Origin of the sequence: Actinoplanes sp. G11-F43 (genome assembly GCF_050589265.1) — a bacterium.
In the GTDB taxonomy this organism is placed as follows: Bacteria; Actinomycetota; Actinomycetes; order Mycobacteriales; family Micromonosporaceae; genus Actinoplanes.
Window position 1 is genome coordinate 50,830 of record NZ_JBNZCE010000037.1, and the last position, 19,885, is coordinate 70,714.

21 protein-coding genes are annotated in these 19,885 nt (G+C 70.6%); 15 read left to right on the plus strand and 6 right to left on the minus strand.

Annotated features, from left to right (window positions below; translation table 11 throughout):
• The first annotated feature begins 19 nt into the window (after positions 1–19).
• From ACQ0O7_RS35560 to ACQ0O7_RS35570, 3 genes are all read left to right on the plus strand, one after another.
• Positions 20–2,230 carry a glycoside hydrolase domain-containing protein gene (locus tag ACQ0O7_RS35560; RefSeq protein ID WP_430789026.1) on the plus strand — a complete coding sequence of 737 codons (2,211 nt, stop codon included), beginning with the start codon at positions 20–22 and terminating at the stop codon, positions 2,228–2,230.
• Positions 2,227–3,486 carry a glycosyltransferase gene (locus ACQ0O7_RS35565; protein WP_430788988.1) on the plus strand — a complete coding sequence of 420 codons (1,260 nt, stop codon included), beginning with the start codon at positions 2,227–2,229 and terminating at the stop codon, positions 3,484–3,486. Before ACQ0O7_RS35560 ends, ACQ0O7_RS35565 begins: the two co-directional genes overlap by 4 nt.
• A 69-nt stretch (positions 3,487–3,555) precedes the next feature.
• Complete coding sequence (locus ACQ0O7_RS35570; protein WP_430788990.1) at positions 3,556–3,816, plus strand: hypothetical protein; 261 nt, start codon at positions 3,556–3,558, stop codon at positions 3,814–3,816.
• On the opposite strand, the gene ACQ0O7_RS35575 is transcribed toward ACQ0O7_RS35570, so the two are convergent.
• Together ACQ0O7_RS35575 and ACQ0O7_RS35580 are read right to left on the minus strand one after the other, a co-directional pair.
• On the minus strand, positions 3,741–4,208 hold the full coding sequence (locus tag ACQ0O7_RS35575) for an SRPBCC family protein (RefSeq protein WP_430788992.1): 468 nt from the start codon (positions 4,206–4,208) through the stop codon (positions 3,741–3,743). The two genes, ACQ0O7_RS35570 and ACQ0O7_RS35575, sit on opposite strands and share 76 nt — an antisense overlap.
• On the minus strand, positions 4,205–4,546 hold the full coding sequence (locus tag ACQ0O7_RS35580) for an ArsR/SmtB family transcription factor (RefSeq protein WP_430788994.1): 342 nt from the start codon (positions 4,544–4,546) through the stop codon (positions 4,205–4,207). Before ACQ0O7_RS35580 ends, ACQ0O7_RS35575 begins: the two co-directional genes overlap by 4 nt.
• A 178-nt stretch (positions 4,547–4,724) precedes the next feature.
• Here ACQ0O7_RS35580 and ACQ0O7_RS35585 point away from each other — a divergent pair, with 178 nt between their 5' ends.
• On the plus strand, positions 4,725–4,919 hold the full coding sequence (locus ACQ0O7_RS35585; RefSeq protein ID WP_430788996.1) for a hypothetical protein: 195 nt from the start codon (positions 4,725–4,727) through the stop codon (positions 4,917–4,919).
• Positions 4,920–4,943: 24 nt separating this feature from the next.
• Here ACQ0O7_RS35585 and ACQ0O7_RS35590 read toward each other — a convergent pair whose 3' ends face one another.
• Positions 4,944–6,149, minus strand: a complete 1,206-nt coding sequence (locus ACQ0O7_RS35590) for a glutamate-cysteine ligase family protein (protein ID WP_430788998.1) — start codon at positions 6,147–6,149, stop codon at positions 4,944–4,946.
• Positions 6,150–6,279: 130 nt separating this feature from the next.
• Here ACQ0O7_RS35590 and ACQ0O7_RS35595 point away from each other — a divergent pair, with 130 nt between their 5' ends.
• Both ACQ0O7_RS35595 and ACQ0O7_RS35600 read left to right on the plus strand, forming a co-directional pair.
• Entirely contained in the window at positions 6,280–6,858 is a 579-nt protein-coding gene (locus ACQ0O7_RS35595) for a hypothetical protein (protein WP_430789000.1), read from the plus strand.
• Between the two features lie 142 nt (positions 6,859–7,000).
• Complete coding sequence (locus ACQ0O7_RS35600; RefSeq protein ID WP_430789002.1) at positions 7,001–7,891, plus strand: ATP-grasp domain-containing protein; 891 nt, start codon at positions 7,001–7,003, stop codon at positions 7,889–7,891.
• Here ACQ0O7_RS35600 and ACQ0O7_RS35605 read toward each other — a convergent pair.
• Entirely contained in the window at positions 7,888–8,355 is a 468-nt protein-coding gene (locus tag ACQ0O7_RS35605) for an SHOCT domain-containing protein (RefSeq protein ID WP_430789004.1), read from the minus strand. The genes ACQ0O7_RS35600 and ACQ0O7_RS35605 overlap by 4 nt on opposite strands.
• Positions 8,356–8,411: 56 nt before the next feature.
• Here ACQ0O7_RS35605 and ACQ0O7_RS35610 point away from each other — a divergent pair, with 56 nt between their 5' ends.
• The gene (locus ACQ0O7_RS35610; RefSeq protein ID WP_430789006.1) at positions 8,412–9,056 is read left to right on the plus strand and encodes a spermidine synthase; all 645 of its coding nucleotides are present in this window, start codon (positions 8,412–8,414) and stop codon (positions 9,054–9,056) included.
• Here the strand turns inward: ACQ0O7_RS35610 and ACQ0O7_RS35615 are convergent.
• Positions 8,959–9,357 carry a GNAT family N-acetyltransferase gene (locus tag ACQ0O7_RS35615; RefSeq protein ID WP_430789028.1) on the minus strand — a complete coding sequence of 133 codons (399 nt, stop codon included), beginning with the start codon at positions 9,355–9,357 and terminating at the stop codon, positions 8,959–8,961. The genes ACQ0O7_RS35610 and ACQ0O7_RS35615 overlap by 98 nt on opposite strands.
• Between ACQ0O7_RS35615 and ACQ0O7_RS35620 the strand changes: the two genes are divergently transcribed.
• The 5 genes from ACQ0O7_RS35620 to ACQ0O7_RS35640 all read left to right on the plus strand — a co-directional run bounded on the left by ACQ0O7_RS35620 (position 9,250) and on the right by ACQ0O7_RS35640 (position 16,071).
• Positions 9,250–9,585 carry a hypothetical protein gene (locus ACQ0O7_RS35620; RefSeq protein WP_430789032.1) on the plus strand — a complete coding sequence of 112 codons (336 nt, stop codon included), beginning with the start codon at positions 9,250–9,252 and terminating at the stop codon, positions 9,583–9,585. The genes ACQ0O7_RS35615 and ACQ0O7_RS35620 overlap by 108 nt on opposite strands.
• Positions 9,586–10,735: 1,150 nt before the next feature.
• Entirely contained in the window at positions 10,736–11,299 is a 564-nt protein-coding gene (locus ACQ0O7_RS35625) for a hypothetical protein (RefSeq protein WP_430789008.1), read from the plus strand.
• A 2,245-nt stretch (positions 11,300–13,544) separates the two neighbouring features.
• Complete coding sequence (locus ACQ0O7_RS35630; protein WP_430789010.1) at positions 13,545–14,585, plus strand: LacI family DNA-binding transcriptional regulator; 1,041 nt, start codon at positions 13,545–13,547, stop codon at positions 14,583–14,585.
• Positions 14,586–14,611: 26 nt separating this feature from the next.
• Entirely contained in the window at positions 14,612–15,238 is a 627-nt protein-coding gene (gene bluB / locus ACQ0O7_RS35635; RefSeq protein WP_430789030.1) for a 5,6-dimethylbenzimidazole synthase, read from the plus strand.
• A complete protein-coding gene (locus tag ACQ0O7_RS35640; RefSeq protein WP_430789012.1) occupies positions 15,235–16,071 on the plus strand; it encodes a DUF72 domain-containing protein in 837 nt (278 codons plus the stop codon). The genes bluB and ACQ0O7_RS35640 overlap by 4 nt, the downstream gene beginning before the upstream one ends.
• 367 nt (positions 16,072–16,438) lie before the next feature.
• Here the strand turns inward: ACQ0O7_RS35640 and ACQ0O7_RS35645 are convergent, their stop codons facing one another.
• On the minus strand, positions 16,439–17,317 hold the full coding sequence (locus ACQ0O7_RS35645; RefSeq protein ID WP_430789014.1) for a dienelactone hydrolase family protein: 879 nt from the start codon (positions 17,315–17,317) through the stop codon (positions 16,439–16,441).
• Positions 17,318–17,580: 263 nt separating this feature from the next.
• On the opposite strand from ACQ0O7_RS35645, the gene ACQ0O7_RS35650 reads away from it, so the two are divergent.
• From ACQ0O7_RS35650 to prfH, 3 genes are all read left to right on the plus strand, one after another.
• Entirely contained in the window at positions 17,581–18,699 is a 1,119-nt protein-coding gene (locus ACQ0O7_RS35650) for an RNA ligase RtcB family protein (RefSeq protein ID WP_430789016.1), read from the plus strand.
• The gene (locus ACQ0O7_RS35655) at positions 18,696–19,010 is read left to right on the plus strand and encodes a hypothetical protein (protein WP_430789018.1); all 315 of its coding nucleotides are present in this window, start codon (positions 18,696–18,698) and stop codon (positions 19,008–19,010) included. Before ACQ0O7_RS35650 ends, ACQ0O7_RS35655 begins: the two co-directional genes overlap by 4 nt.
• 180 nt (positions 19,011–19,190) lie before the next feature.
• A complete protein-coding gene (gene prfH, locus ACQ0O7_RS35660) occupies positions 19,191–19,799 on the plus strand; it encodes a peptide chain release factor H (protein WP_430789020.1) in 609 nt (202 codons plus the stop codon).
• Positions 19,800–19,885 lie beyond the last annotated feature (86 nt).

Here is a 19,885-nt window from a genome sequence, read left to right on the forward strand (position 1 = left end):
TGACAACGTAGATCCTTTCATCGGCACAGCGGCCACCGATCTGCCCCGGGCACACGGTCTCGCCGCTACCTGGTGGTGGCCGAAACCGCAGGTGGGTAACACCCACCCGGGGGCCACCTCCCCACTCGGCATGGTCTCCGCCTGCGCGTACTCCGGGGCGTACCCGACCGGCTACGGCCGGTACGCCAAGAACACCGAGGGTGTGCCGGAGGAGATGTTCGACCGGCTGCAGGCCAGCGGGTTCACGCATTTCCAGCAGTCCGGCACCGGGGCGATCCGCAAGTACTACAACTACGTGCGGGTCACCCCGATGGTGCAGCCCCTGGACGACCTGGGGCAGTCCTGGCCGCTGGAGGACGAGCGGGCCGAAGCCGGCTACTACGCCGCCAACCTGGACACCGGGGTGCGCTGCGAGATCACCGTGGGGGAGAAGGTCGCGGTCCACCGCTACACCTTCCCGGACCACCACAGCGCCCGGGTCGTGGTCGACCTGTCCTGCGGCGGCCTCGGCATCGACCTGGGCCGGACCATCCCGCTGCGGGCCCAGGCGGAGAGCATGGGCCACGGCCGCGCCCAGGGCACTGTGGTGATGGAGGGCATCCCGCTGTCGGTGTCCATCGAGGTGGAGAGCCCCGGCTGGCGGCAGATGCTGTGGTACGACCGCCGGCTCATCCCGGGCGGCACCCGGCTCGACTTCGACAGCATCCGGCACACCACGCTGCGCCCGTTCGGCATGCTCTTCATGGGCCCCACCCGGGCCGGGCAGACCATCGAGGTCCGGATGGGCTTCTCGCTGCGCGGCTGCGACCAGGCGCGGGCCAACCTGGAACGCGAGTGCGGCACCGGCGAGAACGCGTTCGAGCGGGTGAAGAAGCGCACCCGGGAGAGCTGGCGCGACCACCTGGGCCGGGTCCGGGTCGACGGCGGCACCCCGGCCCGGCGCACGGTGATGGCCACCGCCCTCTACCACTCGCTGATCAAACCGTGCATCGCCGACGACGAGAGCCCCAACTGGCCCGACCCCGGCCCGTACGCCTTCGACGTCTGCACCATGTGGGACATCTACAAGACGCAGATGCCGCTGCTGTCGGCGATCGCCCCGGACCGCTACAACGACCTGCTGGAGTCGCTGATCCGGGTCTGCGAGGAGGAGGGCAACTTCCCGATCGGGTACCGGATGGCCCGCGGCGCCGACCGGTTCTTCCGGCAGGCCAGCGCGCTCGCCCACACCGCCCTGGCGGACGTGCACGCGCTGCGCCGGCCCGGCATCGACTGGACCTGGGCGCTGGTGCACATGGTCGACGACCTGCGCCGGCTCTACGGCGAGGACTTCTGGGAGCACGGCATGGTGCACCCGATCACGCACACCCTGGATCTGGCGTACGCCCACCACTGCACCGCCCAGGTGGCCCGCGCCCTCAACGACCACCGGCTCGCCGCCGACCTGGAACGCCGCAGCCAGGGCTGGATCAACGCCTTCGACCCGTCCACCGGCCTGCTCAAGGACTCCGAGTTCTACGAGGGCGGCAAGTGGAACTACTCGTTCCGGCTGCTCCACGACATGGCCGGGCGGATCGAGCTGGCCGGTGGGGACCGGGCGTTCGCCCGGATGCTGGACCGGTTCTTCGGGTACGGCAGCGAGCCCGTCAAACAACCCGGCCGCTGCCCCGATCCGGCCGAGATGGCCGCCGGGTACGCCCTGAACCGGTTCGAGGGGCTGAACAACGAACCCGACATGGAGGTCCCCTGGGCCTACCACTACGCGGGGCGCCCCGACCGTACCGCGGAGGTGGTGAACTCGGCTTTGACCTGGCAGTTCGGCACCGGCCCGGGCGGCCTGCCGGGCAACGACGACTCGGGTGGGCTGAGCGCCTGGTACGTCTGGGCGTCACTCGGCCTGTTCCCGGTCGCCGGGCAGAACCTGTTCCTGGTCAACACGCCGGCGTTCGAGCGGGCCGCGCTCCAGGTCGAGGGCGGCGAGTTCGTCATCGAGACCAGCGGGTTCCGGGAGTCCCCGATCGGTGTCGACGGGATCGACCGCGACCCCGCCACCCAGTACGTCCAGTCCGCGACCCTCAACGGGAGGCCCCTGCACGCCACCCACCTGACCGCCGCCGACGTCCACAACGGTGGCCGGCTGCACCTGCGGCTCGGGCCCGAGCCCTCCACCTGGGGGCACGGGAGCCGGCCGCCATCCCTCTCCGATCCCCACCCTAAGGAACCAAGATGAGCCGACCCACCCGCCGACTCGTCATCGCGGTCCGCGCCGACCCGGTCATCTGCGGCCACTCCGGTGAGGCCCGTAACCTCGCCGAGGTCGCGCTCACCCGCGGCTTCGACGACGTGCGGCTGCTCACCTGGCCCATCCCGGCGCTGCAGGCGGCCGGCCTGCCGCTGAAGCCACTGGACCGGCTGCTGCCCTACAGCCCCGGCATCACCGTCGAACGCCCGGAGGCGGTCGGTGACTACCGGGTGCCGGACGGCCGCCACCTGGCCGGGCTCACCGGCCGCCTGGTGGAGTTGCTCTCCGAGGACGTGCCCACCGTCTGCCTGTCGATGTACCTGGTACCCCACACCCAGGTGATCAACGACGCGGTGACCGCGGTCCGGGCCGCCGGGTTCAGCCCCGAGGTGCACACCATCGCCAAGGCGGTCGGCTCGGACGTCACCAACGTGATCAAGTCCTGCCTGCGTGAGGGCCGGTTCGGGGCGGCCATGGTGCTGTTCACCACGTTCCTGGCCAGCGACGAGGTGGTGGCCGTCTCGGAGTACACCCGGGACGAGATCATCGCGTCGGCCGTCGAGGTGGACGAGCACTGCGGGACGTCGTTCGCCGTCCAGTGCCGGGAGCGGGTCACGGTGAGTTACCCGCCGATCGACGCGTCCGCGTTTCTGGGTTTGACGGCGGACGCGGTCGACGGGGCATTGGCCCGCCGAGGGCTGGAACGGGACAAATACGTCCTCTTCCTGTCCCGGGTGGCCCGAGCCAAGGGCATCTACGACCTGGTCATCGCCTACGGCCAGATGCGCTGCCGGGACGACGTGAAACTGGTCGTCGCCGGGACCGGCCCGGCCCTGGAACACGTGCGGGCGATGGCCAAGGAGGACGACCGGATCATCTTCCTGGACGACGTCGACGACGACGAGAAGCCGCTGCTGATGGCCGGGTGCGCGGCGTACGCGCTGCCCACCAAGCCGGAGCCGGACTTCGTCGAGACGTTCGGCATCGCGCTCGCCGAGAAGGCCCTGGCCGGCGGCGGGCCGATCATCACCACCACCACCGGGGGAGTCCTGGAGGCGGTCGGCGACGCCGCGGTGATCGTCGAGGCCGGTGACATCCACGCGCTGGCCGACGCGGTCGACCGGGTGGTCCTGGACATGAGCCCCGCGGACCGGCGCGACCTGGAGGTCCGGGCCCGCGAGCACGCCATGCAGTTCGACCGGGGCGCGGTCTTCGACGGGCTGCTCAACGTCAAACCCGATTGAGGTGTACGGGCGGACGGCTCCAGCCGTCCGCCCGGTTCCTTTTTAGATCCGGTGGGTAAGAACGGTTCCGTGATCAAGTGGATCCGGGACTACCTCAACCAGCGTGTCGATCCGGCGCCCAACCCGCTGCGGCTCACCGTTGCGGCGGTGGACGCCGAGATCGCCGCGCTGTGGGCGGGCCGGGATCCCTCGAACCGGCGCCGGGTCGACCAGCTCCTCGACGTGCGGGCGGTGCTGGCCCGCCAGCCGGCTGATCAGATCCGGCCGTCGACGGCCAGGCGCTCCAGCTTCGCGTATCCCTCGTTGACGCCGACCTCCATGCCGCTCTGAAGCCAGGCGTCCCGGCCCTCGAAGCTGTCCACCAGCGACTGCGCGTGCAGCCGGGTCCGGCCGTCACCGAGGTCCTCGAACCACAGTGTCTCCAGGGCCACGTCGTCGGGCTGGCCCTCGAAGGTGAAGGTCTGCACGATCCGGTCCGCGCCGACCTGATGGAACGAGCCGTGGAAGGCGAACTCCTGGCCGTCGTGCTCCGACACGTACCGCCAGCTGCCGCCGGTGCGGGCGTCCCAGTGGTCGACCTTGGTGGTGATCGCGTCCGGCCCCACCCAGAGCACGAACAGCTCCGGATCGGTGTGCGCGCGCATCAGCTGTGCCGGGGTCGCCGCGAAGTCCCGGGTGATCCGGATGATCGGCAGGTCCTTGTCGGCTTCGATGCTGGTCATCGCTCCTCCTCCATGCTCTCTTCGTTCCGCATTCGCTTGAGTACGTCGTCCAGCCGGGCGTAACGCTCCTCGGCCCGGCGCCGGTAGATCTCGATCCACGCCTGCATCCGGTCGAACGCCTCCGTCTCCAGGTGCACCGCGCGGGGTTGCGGCCCGGCCGGCCGGGTCACCAGGCCGGCGTCCTCCAGCACGCGCAGGTGCTTGTAGATCGCCTGGAGCGACATCCGGTACGGCTCGGCCAGCTGATTGACGGTCGCGTCCCCGCCGGCCAGCCGGGTCACCATGTCGAGTCTGGTGGGGTCGGCCAGGGCGGCGAAGACCCGCGACATCGTGTCCATCGGCCCTCTTTCAACTTCTTGGTTGAAACTCAACCTAGACCCGTCCTCGGCAGGTTGTCAACCGGATGGTTTAAAGCCTTCGCCGGGAAACGATCCGTAAACAGAAACTCGACAGTTGGTTACGTCCGGGCTCTAGGCTGAGCCGCACCCCGCTACCGCCGCCGGAGGGACCCACCCCGTGCACGACGAGATGCTCACCCACTTCGACGACTGCATCGCCCACATGCTGCTGCTCCGCGACCGCCTCGCCGCCGCCCGCCGGGTCGAGCCCGGAGAACGCCACGCCACCGTGCTCGCCGCCATCGCCGCCGCCGAACGATTCGCGGTCAGAGCAGATCAAACCCTGCTTGAGGTACGCCCCACCGCCGCCTGAATCCCGCCGGGAACCGCGTGCCGGTCAGGGGGCCAGCGGGGCTCGGGCGGTGAGGCCGTCCAGGACGTCGTCGGCGGGGCAGCGGCCGCGGTGGACGTACCGCTCGGTGAACTCGGCCACCGCATCGCGCAACTCGCGGGAGGTGTCCTGGCGGCTGAGCGCCGCGTAGGCCGCCAGGAAACAGTCCCGCGCGGCCGCCGCCAGCACCGGATCGGTGAGCGCGTCCCGGGCTGCCCGCTCCCACAACCCGGCCTCGCCGGCCAGGTGCGCGGTCGCCGCCGCGGCCTCCTCGGCGGCGCGTGGATCGTCCATCAGCACCGCGGCCACCGCCACCGGCACCCGCCAGCCGTCCCCCGGCTGCCGGTCGGCGACGTCCAGCTCCAGATGCCCGCGAGCCGCGACCGGCGGCCGTAGCCCGGCGAGGTGCCGTTCCAGCTCACTGTCGGTGATCCGGCCGCCGGCGCGCAGGCGCTGCCGGGGCGCGGTCCCACCGCGGCCCGGGGTGTCCAGCACGTAGGCGGTCCAGGCCGCCCGCGGATCGTCGCCCGGCAGAGGGGTGGCCCGGAGATCGCGGCGCAGCGCCTGGCGAACACTGCGCCAGCCGGTCGGCCGCCCGTGCCGCAGCGGCGCGTTGGCGAAGGCCGCCGCCAGCACCGGCGCCAGCGTGTGCGCGAGCCGCCACCGGCGGTTCAGGCCGAGCGGACCGTAGACATCCGATCCGGCCCGGTGCTCGCCCGCCCCGGCCGGGCTTCCTTCCGCCGGGCTTCCTTCCGCCCGGTTTCCGCCTGCCCCGGTTGGGTGTCCGCCGGGGCCGGCCGGGTGGTCGCCGGCCGGGCCCGGCCGGTGGTCGTCCAGGCCGGCCTCCAGACCGAGCCGGATGCCCGCGGTGGCCGCGCCGATCGCCGAGACCGGGCCCTCCGGGTGCACCGAGCCGGTGGCCTGCGAGATCACGGTGAGCCGGTGCTGCTCGACGACCCGGGCCGAGGCGGCGAGATCGTCACCCATCCGGCGGAGTGCCACCTCGAGCCCGGGGGAGGGCGGCCCGCTGACCGCCAGCACCCGCGGTGACCGGGTGTCCAGGAACCCGTGCCGCAACGGCCGCCGCCCGGCCGGCGCACAGGCCGGATCGACGAGCAGATCGACGGCGATCCCCACGAACCCGGGCAGCCCCGGCACGAACGCCCGCGCCGCGACGAACTCCTCGGCCGCCTGCTCGGTCAGGATCCCCATGTGCGCCTCCTCCAGCCCGCAGGAGCATAGCATTCCTATCGTTATTATAGGAATGACGCGAGGGCCTTAGGGGGCGAGCCCGGGGAAACGCCGGAGTCGCGACCTTGCCCACGAGCCCTACGGTCGGCACATGCCATCGAACAGCGTCACCGTCCGGCACGCCGCCGTCGACGCGCCCCTGCTCCTGCTGGTCTACGGCGTGGCCCGGGTGTTCGACGGCCTGGACGGCTCCTACGACCCCGGCACCCTGCCGTGGACCATCGGCCACCTGGCCTTCTTCGGCGCCATGGTCCTGTTCGGCCTGCTGGCGGTGACCGTGCGCCCACTGGTCCCGGCCTCCGCCCGCCCGCTGGCCGCGATCGCCGCCACCATGACCATCGCCGGCGTCGCCTGCTTCCTCTGGACGACCACCGGCGACCTGTCCCCGGCGTTCCAGCAGGCCCGCCCCCTGCCCGAGACGTTGCAGGCGGCCGGCCCACTGCTGTTCGCCCTCGGCATGCTGACCGTGCTGGGCCTGCTGGTGGCGGCCCGACAGGCTCCCACCTGGAGCCCACTGCTCTTCGGCGCCGGCGTGGCCGCCGTCATCATCGACATCGGCTTCCTGCCGTTCGCCGCCCTCATCCTGCTGGCGTCCCTGGCCCCACTGGCCCGCCCCACCCGCGGCGCCGCCCAGGTCCCACCCACCCGCCACACCATGATCCTGAACTGACAGCGTCCCGGCCCGGCTCTTCCCGGCCCGGCCGCAGCGTCGGCCCGTTTCCACCGCGCGGCCCCAACCGCTCGGCCACAGCGTGATCGTGAGGGCGGCCCGTCCCCGGGTGCGCGGGGCGCTGGGGGATCATCGTGGGGTGATGCTGCTGATTCCCGCCGACGTTCTGCGGCCGCGCCGTCCCGACGAGCATTTCGCCGACGAGGCCGCCGCTGCCCGAGATGCCGGGATCGAGGTGGCGCTGTTCGACCACGACTTCACCGACGCCACCGCGGCCGTGGCCCGGGTGCCGGCCGCCGATGACGTCGTCTACCGGGGCTGGATGCTCACCGCGGACCGCTACACCGCACTGGCCGGAGCGCTGGCGGCCAGGGGCGCGCACCCGCGGACCAGCCCAGCCCGGTACCGGAGGGCTCACGAACTGCCCGGCTGGTACGACGCCGTCACCGACATCACCCCGCGCAGCACGTGGACGACCGGCGACGACCGGGAGGACTTCCGGCGGGCCGGTGCGGCACTCGGCGGTGGCCCGGCGGTGTTACGGGACTGGACGAAGTCGATGAAGCACTACTGGCACGAGGCGGCGTACATCCCGCGGGCCGGTGACGGCGACGCGGCCTGGACGGTCGCCAGCCGCTTCCGGGATCTGCGGGGCGACGATTTCACCGGCGGGTTCGTCCTGCGGGCCTACGAGGATTTCCAGGGCGCCGAGGTGCGTACCTGGTGGGTGGCCGGTTCCTGCCGCCTGATCACGGCCCACCCGGACACCCCGGCCGACCGCCCGGACACCGATCCGGACGCCGCGATCCTGGACCGGGTCGGAGCGGCCGTGCGTTCTCTGGATCTGCCGTTCGTCACCGCCGACCTGACCCGGCACGAGGACGGCCGCTGGCGTCTGGTGGAGATCGGTGACGGCCAGGTCAGCGACCGCCCCCGGTCCACCCCGGCCGAGGCCCTGATCGAGGCGCTCCAGGCCGGGCCGTGTGCCGATTCGCGGCTCGATGCGAGCCGCGAATCGGCACACGGAAGCTAGTCGCCGAGGAGGGTGGCGCGTTTCTCCGCGTACTCCTCATCGGTCAGCACACCGGCCGTATGCAGGGCGGCCAGCTGTTCCAGCAGGGCGCTGTTGTCCGGGGCGGCCGACCGCCGGCGGGTGATCAGGGCGGCCAGATGGGCCGCGGCCGGGCGGTCCACCGGGAAGGACAGCGTGTTCCCCGCCGCGGTGATCTCCAGTGACGAACGGAACAAACGATCACGGGCGGTCACCTGGGTGACCGTGGACAGCGGGATCCGCTCCCGGCCGGCGCCGGTGCCCATCAGTGTTCCGGGGCTGGCCAGTTCCAGCCGATCCGGGTAGATCAGCAGGTAGAGATCGGCTCCGCCGGTACGGCTGTGCGCCACCGCCAGGGCGCCGGCCGCGTCGACGCCGGCCCGTTGAGCCTTGGCCAGAGCACGGGCACAATGATCGGGAACCGTCAGGCCGTCATCGGTGGTCACAGCCGGTCACCGTAGCTCATCGACGGGAGTCCATCGGGTGCGTACGCTTGCCGCCCATGGACGAACGGGTCTTCACCGCGCGGGGTGAGCTGGTCCTGCGGCACCGGGCCGGGCACTTCGAGCTGATCAGCAATGGTGTCTTCCTGATGGACACGCGTTCCGGGGAATCGGAGCGGGTGCTGATCCGGGCGGCGCTCGCCGGCATCGAGACCCCGCGGCCCCGGCTGCTGATCGGCGGGCTGGGGGTGGGGTTCTCGCTGGCCGAGGCGGTGCGCACGGACGCGTCCGAGATCATCGTGGTGGAGATCGAGCCGGCGGTCGTCGAATGGCATCGTGGCGTGCTGAAACCGTTCAGCGAGGGCGCCCTGGACGACCCCCGGGTGCGGGTGGTGACCGCCGACCTGGCGGCCTGGTTCACCGGCACCAGCGACCGGTTCGACGCCATCTGTCTAGATGTGGACAACGGGCCGGGCTGGACGGTGTTCGACCACAACACCGGCTTCTACCGGCCGTCCGGGCTGGCGATGATCCGCGAGCATCTGCGGCCGGGCGGCGCGCTGGCGGTGTGGAGCGCCAGCGCCGAACGCGGTTTCGCCGACACCCTCAACCGGGTGGTCGGCCCGGTGCGGACGGTCCGGGTGCCGGTGGACCGGGGCGAACCGGACGTGGTCTATGTGGCGTCGTGCGAACGTACTCCATGAGCTCCGGATGCGGCGCGAACCCGGTCGGCCGGGTACCACCGGTCGCCTCCCAGCCGTGCTTGGCGTAGAAACGGCGGGCCCGATGGTTCTCGGTGAACACCCAGAGCCGTGGCCGCGCCGGAAGCAGATCAAGAGCCTCCTGGTGTACGCGTGAGGCCAGGCCCGATCCCCAGCTCTCCACGGCCGTACCGAAATGAAGCAGTTGATCTGCCCGGACGGCGACAAACCCGGCGACCGTGCCGTGCGGAACCGCCACCAGCACCCGAACCGCCGGATCGGCGATCTCCTCCGCCCACCGCACGGCCAGCTCGGCACTCGGAAACGGGTAGCGGTCCTGCGGGAAGATGTGCGCCAGAGCCAGGACCGCACCCGCCCGCTGCACCCCGACGATGGCGCCGACATCGGCCGGAACAGCGTCACGCAACACCGCCATGACGCCACCCTAGACCGTGGAACCGGCGCGTGTGGACTGTCGCTTTCGGTGGTCTCGCCCCGCCACGGGCGGGTGACCGTCGCGTATCACGGGTAGCCTTCGCGGTAGGCGCCTTCCCGGGCGAACAGCCGGTTACCCACCTGCCCGTTCCCGCACCCGACCCACGAACGCCGAGGCCGATCGCATGACCGACGACCTGCCACCATGGGCCAGCCCGCAACCCGACCCGCCGCCCCGTCGCGACCAGCGTCCGGAGTCCCGCCCCGAGCCGTCTTCCGAGCCGCACTCCGGTCCTTTCGAGCCACACTCGTCTCTCGAACCACATTCGTCTCTCGAACCACGTTCCTCTTTCGAACCACGTTCCTCTTTCGAATCGCGTTCGGATCCGTCACTCGACCAGCGGCCCGAGTCGCGATCCGGCTCCCGTCCCGGGCGGGTGCCGGGACCTCGTGCGGGTGCGCGGCCCGGTGACCCGTCACCGTCGGTCCCCGAAGACCCGCCGCTGTTCGACTACGACGAGGAACGCCTGATCACCGGACGATCCGTGGGCCGCCGGCCGTCCCGCCCGGGAGCGGTCGACATCCCCCACGCCCGCAGCCAGCCCGGCGAGGACCCGACGCCCGGCGACGACGACCCGCCACCACGGATCAACGGGAACTCGCCGCTGGCCCGCCGCCGGCCGCCCACCCCGGACTCCGGCTCACCCACCGGCCGTCGGGGCCCGGCGGACTCCCCGTCCCGCTCATCCGGTTCCCGCGGCGCCGGTTCGTCCGGGGGTGGTGACCGCTCGTCCCGCTCGCCCGGTTCCCGCGATGACGGCCAGTCCGGGGGTGGTGACCGTCCGTCCCGCCCGCCTGGTTTCCGCGATGTCGGTTCGTCCGGGGGTAGTGACCGCTCGTCCCGCTCGCCCGGTTCCCGCGATGACGGCCAGTCCGGGGACCGTCGCCCGTACCGCGAACGTGGCTCGTCCGGTCCCTACGCCGACGGCCCGTCCGCGAGTCGCGAGCCGTCACCTCACGAGCGGCGCCCGGCGTCCGGCGACACCTTCCCTGAAAATCGCCGGGATCCGGGTTCGTCCGCCGGAGGGCGGCCGCCCAGCCGTCGCGGACCGTCGGGGCGTGGACCGGACAGGACCGGGGGAGGGGTGCCTCCGCAAGGCCGCCGTACTCCCGCATCCTCGTCACCCGGGCCGGACACCCCGGACTCCGCGCCGTCCGCACGAGGGCGGGACGCGGATCGTGCAGAGGTGGCCGTCCAGCCGTACATCGGTGTACTGACCGGCCCCGCCCGGGTCACCGCGGCGGCAGTCTCCGGCCGATCCGCACCCGGCCTGCTCGCAGTCTCGGTGGCCGCCCTGATCAGCATCGCCGCCTGGTCGGGACGGGCACTCTTCGCCGACATGGGCACCACGATGTTCCTGACCGGTGTCATCGTCCCACTCGTGCTGGTGGCCGGAGTCGCCATAGCCCAGCGCCTCCAGCCGGCGCCCGGCGACGACGCGGTCTGGGAGTTCACCGTCCGCACCGACAAGGGCAGCGTCCACCACCACTCCCTGCGAACCGGCGCCCGCCGTGACGCACTACGCCCCGGCGACCTGCTCCGGGTGAGCCCGGCCCGGCATGCCACCCTGTTCCGCCGTACCGCCGACCGCCGAAGCCCAGCCCGAGCCGTAGAAATCCTGGCCACCCCCGCAGGCCCGGTCATCGACCGCCTCAACGCCACATCCGCCCTGCCGACACCCCAGCGAGCAGGTTTGGCCCTGGCCGTACTCCTCCTGGCCGCGACAGTGATCTCCTTCCTCACCGCCTGATCCAGCCACCCACCCCAACCACACCGATCCCGCGCCGACCCGGTCGAGCCGCGGTCCCACACCCAGCCAGCCGCCATTCGTGGCGTTCCCCGTACGGGTGGGCCACCACCACCGCGCATCGGGTCCAGCCGTCCGGCGCGGGCCCGGTAGTGCGATCAGCCGTTCTGATCGCACTCTGGAGCGGGGCGGCCCCTAGCTCGGGGCCTGCTCCCTTGTGGTCCCGCACAATGCCCGTCGCCGCACCAATGCGACCCGCATGATCAGTCACTGCCGCGATCACCCGCTCCCGGGAGTCTTCCCCCATCCCGAGACAGAACGTTCTACCTGCCCCACCGCGAGACAGGACGTTCCGCCTATCCCGCAGCAAGACAGAATGTTCCGTCTCTCCCGGCGGTGAGATGAAATGATCTGCCTTCTTCAGCAACGAGATAGAACGTTCCGTCTCTCCCGGCGACGAGATGGAACGTTCCGTCTCTCCCGGCGACGAGATGGAACGTTCTGCCTCCTTCAGTAGCGAGATAGAACGTTCTGTCTTGCGCAGCTAAGCGGAATGTGCTGTCTCCCCACTGTGAGGCCGGCCGCTTGTATTCCTCCGTCGCTAGGTAGAACGTTCTGTCTTCCCGTTGCGAGGCGAACGTTCTACTTCTCCCGCCGCGAGACAGACCGTTCTACCTGCCTCGTCGTGTGACCGGACGTTTCGTCCCTGGGGCGAGGTGGACGTCTTGTGTTTTTCACGGCGAGACAGAACGTTCTGTTTGGGGTGCTGTGAGGTCGGCGTTCTGCCTGCCTTTCCGCTAGGCGGCACGTTCTGCCTGGGCTGCGGAGGAGGTAGAACGTTCTGTCTTGGAGGCTGGTGGAGAGAACGGACTTTCTGGCTTCTGGGAGGCGGGACGACACTTTCATTTTGGCGAGACGGAACGTTCTATCTGTGATGTGGAAGGGGTGGTTCTGCTTTTTCTGTTCGCGGCGAAACGTTTATTGGGAATTTTGGTAGAACGAACGTTCTGTCGTTTGTTTGAGTGTCGAGGGATCTTTTTCTTGGGGCTCCGTGCGTTTTCTTTCTTGGAATAGGTTGCCGATTTGGGGCCCTCGGCAGGGTTTTCGGTCGCAAATGGGATGATTGGGTGCGAGGGTGGCTGTAGAATCTGGATCTTGGTCGTTTTGCCACCGCTTTGAGCCTTCTTCTCAGCTGCTGGCTTGCCTGCGGTCAGTTTCTCGCGCGAGTGTCCGCCTTCCGGCCCCGCCCCGGCCGATCTTGGTAGATTTACCACCGTTTTCGGTGGTAAATTGACCAAGATCTCGGTTGGATGGGTTGGCTGCACGAGGGATTGACCGCAAGTGATCAGGAAGTCGCGAGCAAGACTCATTTCGGTGGGAAAGTCGCCAAGATCTGTCTAGGGTGGACGCCTTTTTTGGAGTGAATATCTAAGCCGTGTTGGCAACGTTATCCGGGGGCGCGGGTTGATTTGGTGGGTGGGGGTAGATTTGAGCGCGTGGGGTGGATGTGGATCGAGGACGTTTTTGTTGAATCGCGTGGTGGGTTGGTGGTTGCCGGGCGAGTTGACGGTGGTTCGATTCGGTGCGGTGATCTGGTGCGGTTTGGGTGTTGCGGTGGGGAGTGGGATTCGGGGTCGGGTGAAAAGTTGGCGGGGCATGCCGGCCTGCCCGGTGATTGCTTGCCTGATGACGGATTTTCTGGGGATGAGCGGGCTGGTGCGTTGAGTGGAGTTGAGGTTCGGGTGGCTCGGGTTCTTCGGCTTTGTGGGCGGCAGCAGACTGAGCAGGTCTGGCCGGGGGAGAATGCCGCGATGGTGCTGGAGGGGGTTCCGGTGGAGGTGGGGTTGACGGCGAAAGGGTTGGTTCTGCACACCGAACGGCTGACGGCTGACGGCTGACGGCTGACGGCTGAGCGGCGAGAGGCGAGACGTGAGAGGCGAGAGGCGAGACGAGAGAGGTGAGCGATTAGAGGTGAGACGTGAGACGTGAGTGGGGAGTGGGGAGGGGTGGGCGTGGGGGTGGGGGTGGGGGCGTCGGCGGTGAGTGGCGGAATCGCCCGGCGGGCGCGTTTCGGTCTTGAGTGGGATCACCTCGCGGGGAGGAAGCGGGGCGTCCTGGATTGGCGGGGGCGTTTTGGAACGTACGATAAGCGGGATTTTCGGGGTTGGCAGTGACGGGTTTGAAATGTTTCAAGAGTAGTGCTTAACTCTTGGGGCACACGTAGAACCGAGGTCAGGGAAGGCCCAGGTTGACACTCCAGCCGCGTAACGGGCGGGCGCCATCGGTCAAGGACGTCGCGGCGGCGGCGGGCGTTTCGCTCGGGACTGTTTCCAATGTTCTCAATCGGCCAGCTGTGGTCAGCACCGCCACCCGGGAGCGGGTCGAGCGGGCGATGGCCGAGCTCGGGTTCGTGCGCAACGAGTCCGCCCGGCAGCTGCGGGCCGGGACCAGCCGGGCGCTCGCCTACGTGATGCTCGACGGGGGCAACCCGTTCTTCCACGACGTCGCCGAGGGCATCGAGACGGCCGCCGAGGATGCCGATCTGTCCCTGTTCGTGTGTAACAGCAGCGGGCGGTCGGACCGTGAGGCCAAGCACATCGACCGGCTGGTCCAGCAGCGCGTGCAGGGCATTCTGATCACCCCGGTCGATCCGGACGCGGCGCATCTGGCCGAGATCGCGCAGCGGGGCATCCCGTTCGTCATGGTGGACCGGTACAGCCGTGACGGCGGGCACTGCTCGGTCGCCGTCGACGATGTGCTCGGCGGGCGCATCGCCGTTGAGCACCTGATCGATCGTGGACACCGGCGGGTGGCGTTTGTGGGTGGGCCGGACAGTATCGGGCAGGTTCGGGAGCGGTTGCAGGGGGCGCGGGCGGTGTGGGCCGAGTTCGGCATGCCCGAGGAGGATCTGATCCATCTGCCCACCGAGGCGCTCACCGTCAGTGAGGGGCGATCGGCGGGTGAGCGGCTGGCGGGTCTGCCGACGCGGCGCCGGCCGACCGCCGCGTTCTGTGCCAACGATCTGCTGGCGCTCGGGTTGTTGCAGCACGCGGTGACCGCCGGGCTGCGGGTTCCGGACGATCTGGGCATCGTCGGGTTCGACGACATCGACTTCGCGGCGGCGGCGGCCGTGCCGTTGACCTCGGTGCGGCAGCCCCGGCAGGAGTTGGGGCGGACCGCCGCCCGGCTGGTCCTGGACGAGGCCACCAATCCTGATCATGTGCACGAGCAGGCGACGTTCGTGCCGGCGCTGGTGGCGCGGGCCTCGACGGGCACGGTCCGGCGCTGAGTGCTGCTGGTAGCGTCCGGCCGGTGATTCAGGACCTGTACGAGGTGATCCACCGCCGCCGGGATGTGCGCGCCGAGTTCACCGGGGGGCCGGTCACGCCGACCGTGCTGGACCGGATTCTGGCGGCCGCGCACGCCGCGCCGAGTGTCGGCCTCTCCCAGCCGTGGGATTTCGTGGTGGTGCGTTCCCGGCGTGTGCGGGCCGAGTTCCACGAGCATGTCAGCTCGGAGCGGGAGGTCTTCGCGGCCACCCTGGACGGGCCGGCCGCCGAACGGTTCGCGCGCATCAAGATCGACGGCATCATGGAGGCGAGTCTGTCGATCGTGGTCACCTACGATCCGGCGCGGGGCGGGCCGGGGGTGCTCGGGCGGCACGCGATCGCCGACGCCGGGCTGTACTCGGTCTGCCTCGCCATTCAGAACCTGTGGCTGGCCGCCACCGCCGAGGGTCTCGGGGTGGGGTGGGTGTCGTTCTACCGGGAGGAGTTCCTGGCCGGGCTGCTCGGCATTCCGGACGGCATCCGGCCGGTGGCATGGTTGTGTCTCGGGCCGGTCAGCCGTCTGGAGGAGGTGCCGGATCTGGAGCGGCACGGGTGGCGACAGCGGCGGCCGTTGCGGCTGGCGGTGCACGAGGATCGCTGGGGTGGCCGGTGAAACTGCACGTCGGGTGTGCGATGTGGAGCCTGAAGTCGTGGCAGGGCCGGTTCACCGGGTCGACGGATCGGTTGCGGTCGTACGCCGGCTGGTGCAACGCGGTCGAGGGGAACACGACGTTCTACGCGACGCCGACGTTGGCGACGGTGGAGTCGTGGGCCGTACAGGCGCCGGCTGATTTTCGTTTCGTCCTGAAGCTGCCCAAGGAGGCGACCCACGTCCGCCAGCTTTCCGACATTTCGGTTTTGTCGGAATTTTTCCGGGTGATTGAGCCGCTCGGGGGCCGGACCCACGCCCTGTGGATCCAACTGCCGGGATCATTCGGACCCGGCGACCTCCCGACCCTCTCCCGGTTCATCCGGGGCCTGCCCACCGATCACCGCTACGCCGTGGAAGTCCGCGACCCACAATTCTTCCACCACCCGCACGAACTCCAGCAGACACTCGCCGGCCTGGGCGTGGAATGGGTCCCGTTCGACACCACCGAGTTCTTCCGCACCCCACCGACCAGCGACGCCGAACGCGACGCCTGGCTGAAGAAACCCCGCATGCCGCTGCGCACCGCCGCCCTCACCGACCGGCCGATCATCCGCTACCTGGGCCGCGACGACACCACCCGCACCGTCGAAGGCTGGCAGCGCTGGGTGCCGATCGTGGCCGGCTGGCTGCGCGAGGGCCGGACCCCGACGTTCTTCGTGCACACCCCCGACAACGCGGATGCCCCCGAACTCTGCCGCCGCTTCCACGACGAGGTCCGCGCCCTGGTCCCGGCCCTGGAACCGCTGCCCACCCCGGCACTCCCGGAACCGGACGGCCCGCCGACCCTCTGGTGAGATCCAGAACCCCGATGGGGTACGCCCCACGGGCACCCATCGATCCAGCCGTCCTGTCTCGTCCGCGCGAGGAGGGCGGAACACCGGACCGTCCGGCGACCGCCGGGCCGAATGCGGTGGTCCCGGGATACCGGAGGCATGAGTTCGAGCCCGCTGTCGCAGCCCGTCGCCACACCGGCCCACGCACACTCCGTAGCCGGCTCGACTCGGCCCGGCTGGCACTCACGATGACGGACCGGGTGCGGCGCGACCGGCGCCCGAGGCGGCGGCACGGCGCTGGACGGTGCCACTGGTCGCGTCGCGCTGCTGTCCGGACGTGGCGACGGGGCCCGGCGGCGACAGCCGGGCCCCGTCGGGGTGTGGTGGATCAGGTGTGCGGGCAGGTGGCGCGGTACTCCTGGATGGTGGATCCGGACGGGGCCGGGCACAGGAACTGGTCGTAGCGGGTGTCGTCGTCGATGAAGCGCTTCATCCAGGACAGCGCGTACTTGGCGACGGTCACGCTGCCGCCCTCGGTCGGGGCCGAGTGGGTGGCGTTGTTGACCTCCAGGTAGGCCTTCTCCGGGGCCGCCGACATGCTCGTGTAGAACGGCTCGGAGTGGGAGGAGACCGGGGCGACCGTGTCGTTCTCGGCGCCGATGATCATCGTGGGGACGCGGACCGTGGACCAGCTCTTGGTGCCGTGCCATGGGGTCATCGGGACGGCCGCCTGCAGGGCCGGGCGGGTGCGGGCCGCCGCGAGGCTGCCGCCGCCACCCATCGAGTGGCCCATCACGCCGAGGCGGGAGGCGTCGATGCGGGTGCGTACCGAGCTGGTGCCGGTCAGGTAGTCGAGCGCGCCGAGCAGCTGGGTGCCCCGGCTGTCCGGCTGGTCGAGGGTGCTGCGGGTGTCGATGGTGATGACCACGAATCCCTGGGAGGCGAGGCGCGGGCCCAGCCAGGCGATGCTGGACTGGGAGGCGGTGAAGCCGGGCGAGATGGCGATCGCCCCGAACGTACCGGCGGTGGTGCTCGTCGGGTAGTAGATGGTGCCGCCACCGAACGTGGAGACGCTGGAGCGCGCCACGGTGACCTGGGCGATCGCGAACGATCCGCGGGACGCCTCGATGCTGGCGTTGGTGGGTGCGGGGCCGCGCTCGTACGGGTTGGCCGCGACGGCGGGGGTGGCCGGGGTCGCCAGGACGGCGGCGGCCGCGGCACAGAGGACGGTGAACAGTCCGGCCTTGCGGCGGGCGGGGACGGGCATGGGGAACTCCCTGGTGTGGTGGGGCTCCTGTCATTCACGGATGTCGATAGTTAACCCGTCGGTAACAAGCGCCGGTAATCCCGGCCGGGTCCCTGTTGCCGTGTTATGTCACGGGTGTTGCCGTTGATAATTCGATTGCGGTACGCGCCGGGCTCGGCGAAGGTGATCGGCATGACGTACTGAGGCGCTTCCCCACGCACACGACACGCCCCCATCTGCCGGCGTGCCCTCCGTCATGCGATCTTTCGAAAGAAGAGCTGATTTTGTCTCAGCAGCAGTCCGCCCTGCCCTCCACCCGATCCGTCACGATCTTCGCCGGTCCCGGCAGCTGGATCGAGTCCAGCGCCGTCGACCAGTGCCACCAGGTCGCCGCCCTGGACGGGATGATCCACGTCGCCGGCATGCCCGACCTGCACCCCGGCAAGGGCGCCCCGATCGGCGCCGCGATGCTCTCCACCGTCCTCTATCCGTTCCTGGTCGGCTCGGACATCGGCTGCGGCATCGCGGTCTACCCGATCCGGATCCGCAAGGTCGTCCCGGAACGCCTCGCCGCCCGCTTCCCCGACCTGGACCGGCCGGTCGACCCGGCCGAACTGGACGGCGCCGACATCCCGGCCGGATACACCGACCAGCTCGGCACCGTCGGCCGGGGCAACCACTTCGTCGAGCTCGCCACCGTCGACGAAGTGATCGATCCCGGTCACGCCGCCCGGCTCGGCCTGACCGCCGGAGACCTGGTGCTGATCGTGCACAGCGGCTCCCGCGGCCTCGGCGAACGGATCCTGCGGGCGCACACCGAGGTGCACGGCGCCGGCCCGGCCGCCGATCCCGCCGCCTACCTGGCCGCCCACGACGAGGCGGTCCGCTGGGGCCACCTCAACCGGCGGCTGATGGCCGAGCGGGTCGCCGACGCCCTCGGCGCCGAGCTGGGCGACCCGGTCACCGACGTCTGCCACAACTCGGTCGGCGTGCGGGCCGGCGCCTACCTGCACCGCAAGGGCGCCGCACCCGGGGACGGCCACGACGTGCTGATCGCCGGCACCCGCGGCACCCGCTCGTTCCTGGTCGCCGGGCACGCCGGTCCCGAGGCCGGGCACTCGGTCGCGCATGGGGCCGGGCGCAAGATGTCCCGGGCCGACGCACTCCGCCGCGGCCGGGCGAAACACACGGTCGAGGAGCTACGCCGTACGCCGGTCGGCTCCCTCGTCGTCTGCGGCGACCGGCAGCTGCTGTTCGAGGAGGCGCCGACCGCCTACAAACGCATCGAGCAGGTGATCGGTGACCTGACCGATCACGGCCTGGCCACACCGGTGGTCAGCACCCTGCCCCTGATCACCTACAAGACCGCCGATGTCCCGACCCGCCGGGGAGGCCGCCGATGATCAACGCCCACACCGTCGCCATGACCACGGTCCACATCGCGCCCGTGCCGCTGATCACGGCCCGTACCGTGCCCCTGTCGCCGGCCACTGTCCGCACCGTTCCCGCTGCCGTGCCGCCGCCCGCGGTCACCTACCGCCCGCCGAAGTCCCGCCTGGTCCTGGCGGTTCTCGACGAGCACGCGATCGCCCGGCTGCGCCGTCTGCGGTACCGCCGCCGGAACACCGGCTCGTGGCGTTCGATGCTGGTGCCGCTGCCGGGACGCCGGTTCCCGGTCGCCCGTCGCAAGGCCCGCCGGAGTGGCCGCCGATGAGCCGCCGGCGCCCGTGCGTGGTCGGGTTCCTGCCCCGCCGCCGCCCTCGCCCGGCCACCGGAAACCGCCGCCCGGTCCCGGTCCGTCCCGCCGGTCGCGGGGCGTCCCGGTGACGGGCACAGAGCCGCCGGTACGCGGTGAGCTCCAGGGCGTGGGCCAACAACGATGAGTGCGCAAGCGATGAGTGTGCATCTGATGATGTCGGCCGGGCGCGGGCCGCGGGAGTGTTCCTGGGCGCTGGCCCGGCTGGCCCGCCGTCTGGAGTCCGACGCCACCCGCCGGAAGGTCGTCACCCGGCGGGTCGAGACGGTCGCCGGTGAACGGCCCGGCACGTTCCGGTCGATCCTGCTGCAGATCAGCGGTGCCGGAGCGGAGGAGTTCGCCGTGTCCTGGACCGGGACGCTGTGCTGGCAGGCGCCGAGCCCCTATCGGGCCGGGCCCGGGCGGAAGAACTGGTACGTGACCGCCCAGCCCTGCGACATGAGCCAGGTGCGTACCGTGTTCGACGAGCGGGATGTCGACATGGTGCCGTGCCGGACCGGTGGCCCGGGCGGCCAGCACCGGAACAAGGCCAGCACCGCGGTCCGCGCCACCCACCGCCCGACCGGGACGGTGGTGGTGGTCGACACCGAACGCCAGTTCACCCTGAACCGGGCCATCGCCCTACGCCTGATCCGGGAACGCCTGGAGGCCGGCGACGCGGCAGCGGGGCGGCAGGCCGAAACCACCCGCTGGCGCATCCACGACGACCTGATCCGAGGCGACCCCACCCGAACCGAACGCCCATGAACCCGTGCCGCCTTCCGGCGCGCCACGAGCCGCAACTCGGCACGCGCGTCGGCCCGGCCCCCAACGTGCCGCGTTGTGGTGCGGAT

Bases quoted from the DNA above. Each gene is read 5' to 3' on its own strand.
- ACQ0O7_RS35575 (WP_430788992.1), bottom strand. From the start codon at position 4,208: ATGACCAGCATCGAAGCCGACAAGGACCTGCCGATCATCCGGATCACC.
- ACQ0O7_RS35655 (WP_430789018.1), top strand. From the start codon at position 18,696: ATGATCAACGCCCACACCGTCGCCATGACCACGGTCCACATCGCGCCC.
- ACQ0O7_RS35645 (WP_430789014.1), bottom strand. From the start codon at position 17,317: ATGCCCGTCCCCGCCCGCCGCAAGGCCGGACTGTTCACCGTCCTCTGT.
- ACQ0O7_RS35610 (WP_430789006.1), top strand. From the start codon at position 8,412: ATGGACGAACGGGTCTTCACCGCGCGGGGTGAGCTGGTCCTGCGGCAC.
- ACQ0O7_RS35595 (WP_430789000.1), top strand. From the start codon at position 6,280: ATGCCATCGAACAGCGTCACCGTCCGGCACGCCGCCGTCGACGCGCCC.
- ACQ0O7_RS35600 (WP_430789002.1), top strand. From the start codon at position 7,001: ATGCTGCTGATTCCCGCCGACGTTCTGCGGCCGCGCCGTCCCGACGAG.
- prfH (WP_430789020.1), top strand. From the start codon at position 19,191: ATGAGTGTGCATCTGATGATGTCGGCCGGGCGCGGGCCGCGGGAGTGT.
- ACQ0O7_RS35565 (WP_430788988.1), top strand. From the start codon at position 2,227: ATGAGCCGACCCACCCGCCGACTCGTCATCGCGGTCCGCGCCGACCCG.
- ACQ0O7_RS35620 (WP_430789032.1), top strand. From the start codon at position 9,250: ATGAAGCAGTTGATCTGCCCGGACGGCGACAAACCCGGCGACCGTGCC.
- ACQ0O7_RS35580 (WP_430788994.1), bottom strand. From the start codon at position 4,546: ATGGACACGATGTCGCGGGTCTTCGCCGCCCTGGCCGACCCCACCAGA.
- ACQ0O7_RS35590 (WP_430788998.1), bottom strand. From the start codon at position 6,149: ATGGGGATCCTGACCGAGCAGGCGGCCGAGGAGTTCGTCGCGGCGCGG.